General features: G+C 33.1%; 8 protein-coding genes. All 8 read left to right on the top strand.

Annotated elements, in window-relative coordinates; all coding sequences use genetic code 11:
• On the top strand, window positions 1–776 hold a 776-nt coding region (locus tag VIL26_05515; GenBank protein HEY8390391.1), incomplete at its 5' end, for an Ldh family oxidoreductase.
• Between the two features lie 3 nt (window positions 777–779).
• Entirely contained in the window at window positions 780–1,952 is a 1,173-nt protein-coding gene (locus tag VIL26_05520) for an NADP-dependent malic enzyme (protein HEY8390392.1), read from the top strand.
• 296 nt (window positions 1,953–2,248) lie between these two features.
• On the top strand, window positions 2,249–3,145 hold the full coding sequence (locus VIL26_05525; GenBank protein ID HEY8390393.1) for a DMT family transporter: 897 nt from the start codon (window positions 2,249–2,251) through the stop codon (window positions 3,143–3,145).
• Between the two features lie 417 nt (window positions 3,146–3,562).
• Complete coding sequence (locus tag VIL26_05530) at window positions 3,563–6,004, top strand: hypothetical protein (GenBank protein HEY8390394.1); 2,442 nt, start codon at window positions 3,563–3,565, stop codon at window positions 6,002–6,004.
• Between the two features lie 94 nt (window positions 6,005–6,098).
• On the top strand, window positions 6,099–7,580 hold the full coding sequence (locus VIL26_05535) for an ABC transporter permease subunit (GenBank protein HEY8390395.1): 1,482 nt from the start codon (window positions 6,099–6,101) through the stop codon (window positions 7,578–7,580).
• Between the two features lie 10 nt (window positions 7,581–7,590).
• A complete protein-coding gene (locus VIL26_05540) occupies window positions 7,591–8,514 on the top strand; it encodes a carbohydrate ABC transporter permease (protein ID HEY8390396.1) in 924 nt (307 codons plus the stop codon).
• Between the two features lie 41 nt (window positions 8,515–8,555).
• Window positions 8,556–10,265, top strand: coding sequence for a hypothetical protein (locus VIL26_05545; GenBank protein HEY8390397.1), 1,710 nt, complete (start codon window positions 8,556–8,558; stop codon window positions 10,263–10,265).
• A 72-nt stretch (window positions 10,266–10,337) separates the two neighbouring features.
• Window positions 10,338–11,012 (top strand): DUF624 domain-containing protein, encoded by a 675-nt coding sequence (locus VIL26_05550; protein ID HEY8390398.1) that lies wholly within the window; start codon window positions 10,338–10,340, stop codon window positions 11,010–11,012.
• The last annotated feature ends 65 nt before the right edge of the window (window positions 11,013–11,077 follow it).

Here is an 11,077-nt window from a genome sequence, read left to right on the forward strand (position 1 = left end):
GAATGGTAGCAGTTCGTAATTCAACTCATTATGGAATAGCAGGCTATTATACATCAATGGCAATAAATGAAGGGATGATAGGTATATCAGGTACCAATGCTAGACCTTCAATAGCACCTACTTTTGGTGTAGAAAATATGTTAGGAACCAACCCTTTGACAATAGGTTTCCCTACTGATGAAGAGTTCCCTTTCAATCTAGACTGTGCAACCTCAATAATCCAAAGAGGAAGAATTGAATACTATGATAGAGAAGGAAAATCTACACCTCCGGGAATGGTTATTGGTTCAGACGGACAAACTAAAACTGATTCTAAGCAAATTCTAAAAGACCTAAATACAGGCGAAGCAGCGCTTGCACCTTTGGGCGGAATTGGCGAAGAGTTTGCTGGATACAAGGGCTATGGTTATGCAACAGTTGTTGAAGTTTTGTCAGCAGCTTTGCAAGCAGGTAACTATCTAAAGATGCTTTCAGGTATTGGACCAAACGGTGAGAAAGTTAAATATCATCTTGGACATTTCTTTATCGCGATAGACACCGAAGCATTTATGGGCTTAGAGTCATTTAAGAAAACAGCAGGCAATATTATGCGTGAATTGAGAGCTTCCAAAAAAGCTCCTGGCGAAAAACATATTTATACGGCTGGTGAGAAAGAATACCTTGTATGGCAAGAGAGAAAGAACAGCGGCGTTCCTATCAATGAAGGCGTTCAAAAAGAAATGAATCAAGTTAGAGATTTGTTGAAATTAAACTATGTATTCCCTTGGGAGAAATAAACTATGGATTATATGAAAGAGTCGTTAAAACGACATTATGAATGGAAAGGAAAGATAGAAGTTAAGCAGCGTATAGATGTCAAGACAAGAGAAGATTTGTCTTTGGCTTATACACCTGGTGTAGCAGCAGCATGCCTTGAAATTCAAAAGGATTTGGACAAATCTTATGAGCTTACTAGAAGATGGAATACTGTTGCCGTAGTAACTGACGGTACAGCAGTTTTGGGACTTGGAGATATTGGTCCTGAAGCTGGTATGCCCGTTATGGAAGGAAAAGCATTGTTATTTAAAGCTTTTGGCGATGTTGATGCGATTCCGATTTGCGTTAAGTCCAAAGATGTAGATGAAATTGTTAAGACTGTTTATATGATTTCTGGAAGCTTTGGCGGAATTAACCTGGAAGATATTTCTGCTCCTAGATGCTTTGAAGTAGAAAGAAGACTTAAAGAAATCTGCGATATTCCGGTATTCCATGATGACCAGCATGGTACTGCAATAGTGCTTGGTGCTGCATTATTAAACAGTTTAAAATTAGTAAAAAAGAACATAAGCGATGTTAAGATAGTAGTAAACGGAGCTGGCAGCGCTGGTATTGCTATAACTAAGTTTATATTGAGCTTGGGAGCAAAAAATATCATCGTATGTGACAAATGCGGTATTATTTGCGAAGGCATGGAAGGAATTAATCCTGCACAGCAAGAAATTAGCACTTATACTAACAGAGAAAAATTACAAGGCAATCTTGCTAAGGCTTTAGAAGGCGCAGATGTGTTTATTGGTGTTTCTGCTCCTAATATTGTTAGCAAAGAAATGGTTGCTTCTATGAACAAAGATGCAGTAGTATTTGCAATGGCTAACCCTGTTCCTGAAATTATGCCCGATTTGGCATTGGAAGCAGGCGCTGCTATTGTGGGCACAGGCAGAAGCGATTATCCTAACCAGATTAACAACGTATTGGCATTCCCTGGAGTATTTAGAGGTGCATTAGACGCAAGAGCTAGCCAAATTAATGAAGAAATGAAGATTGCAGCTGCTTATGCTTTGGCTAACTTAATAAGCGAGCAAGAACTTTCAAAAGAAAACATATTGCCTAAGGCATTTGATCCTAGAGTTGCACCTGCAGTAGCAAAAGCTGTTTGCCAAGCTGCTAAAGATTCAGGAGTAGCTAGAAAATAAATTATAGGCTTATATTAATAGGCTCATATAACGCATAAAGCATAAGAATATATAATAACTTTTTACAAAAGATAAAAACAAAAACCACTTTTTAATTAAGAAATGCTTATAGTTGTAAACGCTATAAGCATTTTTTAATTTGTCAATTTAGTGTAGTGTTGCGTTAAATGGCTGTAATGACAAAATTTTTTAAATGATGTATTATCTAGGATAAAATTAATAATTTGAATGAAATTTAATTTTTCTAAAGATTAAATTTTAATTAAAACATTTTATAGGCAATTAGGATTGGCGATATGGAAAAAAGAGGAATATTTTTGGCAATTTTAGCGGCTACATTATATGCATTGAGCATACCTTTATCTAAGATTTTATTAAAATATGTTTCATCTATTATGATGGCTGCCTTTTTATATATAGGTGCTGGTATAGGTATTTTAATTATGATTTTAGTAAAAAAGTTGTTTAATCTGGAAACAAAAGAAGAGCATCTTACAAAAAAGGAAATGCCATATATTCTTATTTTGATCATATTTGATATTGCAGCTCCTGTCAGCTTGATGTTTGGATTAAAATTAACAACAGCTTCCCATGCTTCACTTTTAAATACTTTTGAAATAGTCATTACTTCTTTGATTGCGCTGTTTTTCTTTAAAACCAAAATTAATCCGCGTGTTTGGGTAGGCATTGTTTTGATAACTATTTCATCAATAATTTTGTCAGTTAAGGATGTAAACGATCTTTCGTTCTCATATGGTTCTTTATTAGTTTTGCTGTCTTGTATAATATGGGGATTCGAAAACAATATATTTAAAATAATTTCACATAAAAGCCCCAAAGAAATTGTTATGACGAAAGATATTTTTGCAGGGTTAGGATCGCTAATTATTGCTTTATGTTTAAAAGAAAAAATTGATTCGTATTGGGCAGTTGCTTTAACAATGCTCTTAGGTTTTGTTGCTTATGGTTTAAGCAGTACAGTTTATTTGCATTCTCAGCGTGTACTTGGCGTTCCCAAGGCAACTTTATATTATGCAGTTTCACCCTTTGTTGGCGTAATTTTATCATTTTTGATATTTAGAGATAAAATTGGAGAGACATTTATAGTAGCATTGGTTATTATGTTAATCGGCGCCTTTCTTGCTGCAAACAACAAACCACTATTAAAAGATAAGATAAAATTAAAAAAATAAATCATCTTTAAAACATTTTATTCAAATTTTTTATAAATCTAACCTAAAAACAGCTTTATTCAAAATATAAAGCTGTTTTTTTATCATTTACAAACATTTATTTACTAATAAACAGCAATTTATGGCATAACCTTTAAATATTTGGCATTTACAACCCTTATTTTTGAGTTATATAATGTGCTTATGATAAGAAATTAAAAAAGCTTTTTTATTAAAAAAGCACAAAAAAACCATTATTTTTTGGTTATTTTAGTGTCTTTTTTGAATTTTTAAAAGTTTTTTTAAAAAATGACAAAAAATGATAACAATTTTTGGCAATTAAACAATTAATTGTGTCACAATTTTTTATTTTTAGCTTTATGATTTTTTGCAAGAATTAAGAAATATTTATAAGAAATATAAAATAGGAGGGAATTGATGTTTAAAAAGACAAAACGAATTGCTTCTTTGTTTTTGGCTTTTGCAATAATGCTGTCGTTATTTACATTTTCGCCAATAGTATTTGCAGAAGATGAAAGTGAAGAAGAGCTTACAAGTACAGCATATTTGATGTATGCTGATGCTAGTTGGCAATATCAATATTTGGGCAATCCGCTTACACCGCCTGAAAATGAAGAAGATCCTTTTTATCAAGTAATTGCCAATGATGCAACGGTTACAGGTACAGGAAAATACACTGTTGGACTTGATTTTACAACTGAAGATGAAGATGATAGAACCCCTGGTTATGCTTCAGGTGTTTCTTTTATGGCTATTGGCATTAAAAACGGTGAAATTAATTTCCCGGGTTATTGCATTAAAATAACAGAAATCAGGCTTAATGGTGAACCTATTAGACTGACTGGAAAGGGCTATACCAGTTCAGATGCTGAAACAGATGGTACATATGTTACCACCCGAATGAACATTTATAATGAATGGGTTAATTCAATTGATACTGTAAATGATTTGACTTTAAGAAGTTATGACAGAGATTTGAGTGATGTATCACCTATAATTATTAACAAGGAAGACTTTGAAAAGAAAACAGTAACTACTATTGATCCTGAAACTAATGAAGAGGTAGCAGAAGAAGTTGCAGTTGAAATTAAAACCTTGGAAGTTGATTTTATTTATCTTTCTGGGGAAGAAACTATTGATACAGCTTATATAATGTTTGCTGATGCTGACTGGAGTGCTCAATATTGGCTAGATGGTAACGAATATGAAGGTGTTAAAGCTACCAATGCTGAGATCTTCGGGGATCCTGCTGGTCAATATACCGTTTCATTGGACTTTTCTGAACTAAATGATGCAGATACTGGTTATGCAGAAGGTGTTGCTTTTACTGCGTTAGGAATCAAAGAAGGCGAGCAGACAATGCCTGGATACTTTATTAAAATTGATTCAATAAAAATTAACGGAAAAGCAATTCCTTTTATAAAAGGTTATACTAGTTCCGATAATGGTATTGAAACTCGCATGAATATCTATAATGAGTGGACAGGAGGAAAATTGCCTGACGATGCTAGAAGTTATGATGGAAAAGTCTCTGATGCACAGTCTATTATTGTTAATGCAAAGGATTTTGAAAGAGTAACGACTTATGAAATCACATTTACTTTAATAGCACCTGATATTAAAGATACAGCATATTTGGCTTATGCAGACGCTAACTGGGCATGCCAATACTGGGGAGATGACATTAATGCTGATCCAGATGAAGAAATTGAACCTAATCCAGTAGTTGCTACTAATGCAATAGTTACAGGTGAAGGTACATATACAATAGGTCTTGACTTTACAGCATATCCTGGCGATGAAGAAAAAGGATATGAAGCTGGGCATGCAAGTGGTGTTGCGTTTGCTGCGGTCATGATTAAGACTGGAGAGGAAACCTTTGGCGGTTATAAAATCAAAATTAACTCTATTAAGGTTAATGGTAAGGATATTGAATTTACAAAAGGTTATACAAGCTCTGACGATAAAGTAGAAACCCGAATGAATATCTACAACGCATGGGTAACAGATCCTCTTGATCCTACAACAGACTTAACTTTAAGAAGTTATGACTGTACATTAAAAAATGCATCGCCTATAATAGTTAATGTAGAAGATCTAGCAGAAGTTGAAACTATCACCGTAGTATTTACCTTAATACATGGTGTAACCCGCATAGAGCCGCCTGATGATTTTGATTACGACAAAGCTTTGGAGTTAGATTACAATGCATATTTTGGTATTCAAACAGAAAGCTATGTTTTCCGTAATGCTTGGAATGACAGTACATATGGCAAAGAAACATCCAATTTCACACATTTAACAGGATGGGATTCAAGCAATAACGAAGTTGATTATGGCGGATCGTTTATAGATGCTGTAATATCAGGTAATGGAACATATACAGTAAGCTGTGTTTTGGGTGAGATGGGTTTAGGTGCGTCAGATACATACTTTAGACTGATGTTTGTATCTACTGATATTAATTCTAAGTTGTTTAAAAAGAATTATCTTTCTATCACAGAAGCTAAAGTTACAATTGGAGATCAATCGACTAGAACTGTTGAAGAGGTATATGTAGATACTACAGATACCTATGCGCAAATCGTCCTAATAAGTGAATATATAGATGCTGTTGGTGCTCAACCTTTTGTTTATACTGTTCCTACTGCAGGTCAAACTATAACCATCACATTTACTATTGAAGGCTTCACTAAAGATAATACTGATACACCTGATACTCCACCTGCTGAAGAAGATGAAGAAGAAGAAGAAAAAGAGACACCAAAGAAAAAAGGCTGCAAGAACTCTGTTTCAGGCGCGTTGTTTATAACAGTAGCGGCTTATGTGTCTGTTATGTTGTTGAAAAAAAGAGGTTAATGTTTAACTAATCTTGATTTTTTCAATGTTGTCACGGGATAGCATTCTATCCCGTGACGCGTTGAAAACTATTTAAAAAATTAGGGAGGATATGATGGCAGTTAATGAGCTGCTCTTGAATTCAAATACTGTTGGGAAAAAAGATATTAAGCAGATTATTACCAATGTTTGCCTAGTAGCGATAAGGATATTAATTTTGCTTGCCTGTGTTACTATGTTTTTCCCTTCATTTAACCCAGGAAGAATATCATTAAAGATTAACAAATCTATATCGCTATTCACAACAGCAGTTTCTTACAATAATATAACCACTGCATTAGGATTGGCGTTAAGAAGAGGATGGGTTCATAATTATTCATTCATAATATTAATGATATCAAGCCTAATAATAGTTTTTGGTATAATAGCATGTGGAATTGGAGGCTGCATGTCTTTAGGTAATACCCTTATGAAGAAAAAGGGTTTATGGTTTCCTGTTTTTGGACCAGTTGTCATGCTCGTCGGTTTGGGTGGAATTTATATTGCATATTCTCAGGTTAAGCAAACAGCTATGCCTGATAGAATACAACCTAATTTTTCTTGGGGTTTTTATTTTTATCTTATTTTGGCAGTATTAATACTTATTTTATCTGTAATTATTAAGATACTTATCAAAAATAATCAAAATGAAGAAAAAATGAAAATTAAAGAGAAATATTCTCTTTTTCTATATATGTTGCCAATAATCTTTTTGGCTTTTATATTTTCATATATGCCTCTATGGGGCTGGAGATATGCGTTTTTTGAATATAGCGCAGGTCAGGATCTAACTTGGAACAAATTTGTTGGATTTTATTATTTTAAGTTATTAGTTCAAAATCAATCTCAAAGATTAGAGCTTTTAAAAGTTTTACGAAATACTTTTGTAATGAGTGGGTTGGGAATTTTAACAAGCTGGCTTCCTATTGCATTCGCCATATTCCTTACAGAAATCAAAAGTACAAGATTTAAAAAATTTGTGCAGACTTTTACAACTATTCCTAATTTTATTAGCTGGGTTTTGGTTTATGCAGTAGCATTAGCGATTTTTTCAAGCGATGGTTTTTTAAATGGATTTATTAATTTATTGGGGAAAAAATCTTCAACTAACTATCTACAATCATCAAAAGGGACATGGCTTAAGATGCTTTTGTGGGGCACGTGGAAAGGACTTGGTTGGAGTGCAATTATTTATATATCATCCATTGCAGGTATTGATCAGCAGCTTTATGAATCAGCTATGATAGACGGAGCAGGCAGATTTCAAAAGATGTGGTATATTACTGTTCCATCCTTGATGCCGACATATAGTGTAATGCTTTTGTTGTCAGTAGCAGGAATTTTGAATAATGGTATGGAACAATATTTGGTATTTAAAAACCCTAACAATAGTGAAGAAATCAAGGTTTTAGATTTATACGTATATTTACTTGGTATTGATAATGGTCAAATTCCTATGTCAACGGTTATCGGTATGGCTAAGTCATTAGTTAGTGTATTCCTGCTTTTTGTGGCTAACGGTGTATCAAAATTAATTCGCGGTGAAAGCATCGTTTAAGGAGTTAAAAATGAAAACAGAAAGCAATATCATAAAAAATAAGAATAAAAGCGGGACCGTATATAGAGAAAGCGCAGGCGATAAAATATTTAATTTTTTTAATATTTTAATCTTTTCAATATTTACATTGCTTTGCATTTTCCCTTTTTACTATTTGTTTATAAATACGATTTCAAATAACCAATTGGTTGCAAAGGGCTTGATCAACTTTATACCAAGAGGAATTCATTTTAAAAACTACTTGGGATTAACCAATTTGCCTGATTTTGGAAAATCAGTTTTAGTTACTTTAGCAAGAACGATTTTGGGAACAGCGCTTATGGTTGTAGTTTCTGCTTTTGCGGGCTATCTTGTTACCAAGAAAAAAATGTGGCATAGAAGTTTTTGGTATAGATTTTTAGTTATTACTATGTATTTTAACGCTGGACTTATACCATGGTATCTAAATATGCTTAATCTTGGCTTGACGCAGAATTTTTTGGTTTATATCATTCCTAGTATTGTACAACCTTTCAATATTATTCTTGTTAAGACTTATATAGAATCTATTCCAAAAGAGATAGAAGAAAGCGCTGTTATAGAAGGGGCAGGAACTATAAAAATCTTTGCTAAAATTATTTGGCCTCTATCCACACCAATTTTAGCTACGATAGCAGTTTTTGGTGCAGTAGGACATTGGAATTCATTTCAGGATTCATTGATTTTGATGCTGGGACGATCCGAACTTTATACTCTGCAACATAGATTATATATCTATTTAACTTCAGCATCTGATTTGCAAGATTCTATTGAAAGCGGAATTTTCACTAAAGTTAATGTTAAAATTGTAAAATATACGATTTCTATGGTGTCAATTATTCCTATCATGATTGTATATCCTTTGATGCAACGATATTTTGTAAAGGGTATTATGATGGGTGCTGTAAAAGGTTAATTAAAAACATATAAGATATTTTTTAAAGGAGGAAGATGATTTTGAAAACAGGTAAGAAAATTATTTCATTAATTGTTATTTTCTTAATGTGTTTTTCAATGTTTTGCTTTAATGCAGGTTGCAAAAAGAGCAATGTAATTAAGCTAGAGGTTTATTCACAGCTTGCCAATTTCCAAGGAAAGCAAGCAGGTATGTTGGGGACTTTACTAAAAGACAAGTTTAATGTCGAACTCAATATCATATCTGATGAAGAAGGCATTTATGAGACACGAATGGAAAGCGGCTTTTTAGGTGATATTGTAGTTTGGGGAAGCAATGGTAAAGAATATAAAGAGGCTATTAATCAAGGCTTGTTATATGATTGGGAAGAAGATAATTTATTAGATGAATATGGTCCATATATTAAGGAACATATGAGTGCGGCACTTGAAGCTAATAGAGAAGTTAATCCAGACAAAAAAATACACGGTTTTGGACATAACGTTGCAACATCTGCCGAAGATCATGAAGCTTTCTTTTATACTTGGGATATTAGATGGGATCTATATAAACAATTAGGATATCCAGAAGTAACTGACCTTGACAGCTATTTACAATTATTAAAAGCGATGAAGCAAATTTGTCCAACTGATGATAACGGCAATCCTACCTATGCTGTTTCTTTGTGGCCTGATTGGGATGGAACTATGGTTATGTATGTTAAAGCATTTGCATCCGCTTATTACGGCTATGACGAATTAGCGTTAGGATTATATGATTCACAAACAGGAAAATTCCATGGCGCTTTAGAAGACAATGGTCCATATCTCACATCTTTGAAATTTTTCAATAAATTATATCAGGAAGGATTGCTTGATCCTGATTCAAGTACACAAACTTATGATCAAATGTGTGAGGTTGTGTCTAACGGCGGTACTTTCTTTTCTATTTTTGACTATGCTGGATCAGGTCAATTTAATACAGATGCCAATATTGCAAAAAACAGAATGATGTTACCTCTTGTTCCATCTGAAGCAACTGTTGTAGGATATGGAATGAGTCTTATAGGCGGTAATAGAATTTGGTCTATAGGGGCAGATACAAAATATCCCGAACTCTGCATGGAAATAATCAACTGGCTTTGCACTCCAGAAGGGTCAATGACAATTTTCCACGGACTTAAAGGAGTAATCTGGGACTATGACGAAAACGGAAAAACCAAATTTACTGATTTTGGAAGAACTTGTACCAATGACCCTACAACTTTATTAAATGGACAGAAATGGACTTCTCCTTATACTAATAAGACATATACTCTAAGCGGTAGTTTTAATGATGGCAAATTACAAATTAACAATACTACTTGGTCAATGAATGCTACAAACCCTGATACAGGAGAAAGATATAATTGGAAATTCTGGGAAAATGAGATGGGTGATCCTAAATGTGATATAGAAGCTGATTGGAGAGAAAAGACAGGGTGTAAATCTAATGATGAGTATATAAATAAGTGTAATTATTCAGTTGTTCCTGCCGTAAATTATTCTGAAAGTGTCAGATCAGATGAACTTGAATTAAAGTGGCAAAATGTTACGACCAAATTAAAAGAATACAGCTGGAAATGTATTTATGCTAAAAATGATGGAGAATTTAGTTATTTAGTTAAAGAAATGAAAAAAGTTTGCAATGGCTATGGCTATGCTGATGTTCTTGCGTGGAGTGAAGGAGAAGCAGCAATAAAATGGGCATTGCAACAAGAAGCTGCAAAATAGTATAATAAGAGCAAGAAAGGCTGTTGATGTTTATTGACAGCCTTTCTTAAAAAAGATCTTTAGGATAAAAGCATGTTTTTAGGATTTGATACAAAGTTTTCTCGATTTATGCACACTCTTGTTGATGTATTTTTTATCAACATAATGTGGATTTTGGGAAGTCTTCCTATCATTACTATAGGCGTATCTACAATAGCAGCTTATACTGTAACGCTTAAAATGATAGAAGATAAAGAAAGCCAAGTTGTAAAGCAATTTTGGCAAGCTTATATAAAAAATCTTAAGCATGGAATCATATTATCTATTCTTTTATTAATTTCAGGCTATGCTGCTTTTATGTGCTTTTATCTTTTTGAAACGGTATCAGGCAATCCAATTTATTTTTTGATTATTGGAATGGTTCTGATATATTTTATTCTAATTAACTTCTTTTTTGTTTTTCCTATTGAAGCTAGATATAAAAATACGGTTTTTCGTAGTTTGACTATTTCTAGACATGTTTTTTTAAGATTTTACGCAAAAAACTTAATACTCATTTTAATTGTATTTGCAGAGTTTTGGCTGTTCTTTGCCATAAATATTGTGTTGATAATTATAGGTGCTTGTATTGGAGTTGAAATAATGATTTATACAATAAGCGGAGCTGCAGTGCATTATTTTAAGATTATGGAAAAAGAAGAGGCTGAAATTAGCGGAAAGATCTTACCAAACACCTATTTAGATATAGAAAATAAAAATCAGGATTAAATAATTAATCTTTTTAGTTTATATTTTAAATACATCTCACCCCTTATCGTGAAGCAGTTCCTTTT

Source organism: Clostridia bacterium (assembly GCA_036562685.1).
Lineage (GTDB): Bacteria > Bacillota > Clostridia > Christensenellales > DUVY01 > DUVY01.

Bases quoted from the DNA above. Each gene is read 5' to 3' on its own strand.
- VIL26_05520 (HEY8390392.1), top strand. From the start codon at position 780: ATGGATTATATGAAAGAGTCGTTAAAACGACATTATGAATGGAAAGGA.
- VIL26_05525 (HEY8390393.1), top strand. From the start codon at position 2,249: ATGGAAAAAAGAGGAATATTTTTGGCAATTTTAGCGGCTACATTATAT.
- VIL26_05530 (HEY8390394.1), top strand. From the start codon at position 3,563: ATGTTTAAAAAGACAAAACGAATTGCTTCTTTGTTTTTGGCTTTTGCA.
- VIL26_05535 (HEY8390395.1), top strand. From the start codon at position 6,099: ATGGCAGTTAATGAGCTGCTCTTGAATTCAAATACTGTTGGGAAAAAA.
- VIL26_05540 (HEY8390396.1), top strand. From the start codon at position 7,591: ATGAAAACAGAAAGCAATATCATAAAAAATAAGAATAAAAGCGGGACC.
- VIL26_05550 (HEY8390398.1), top strand. From the start codon at position 10,338: ATGTTTTTAGGATTTGATACAAAGTTTTCTCGATTTATGCACACTCTT.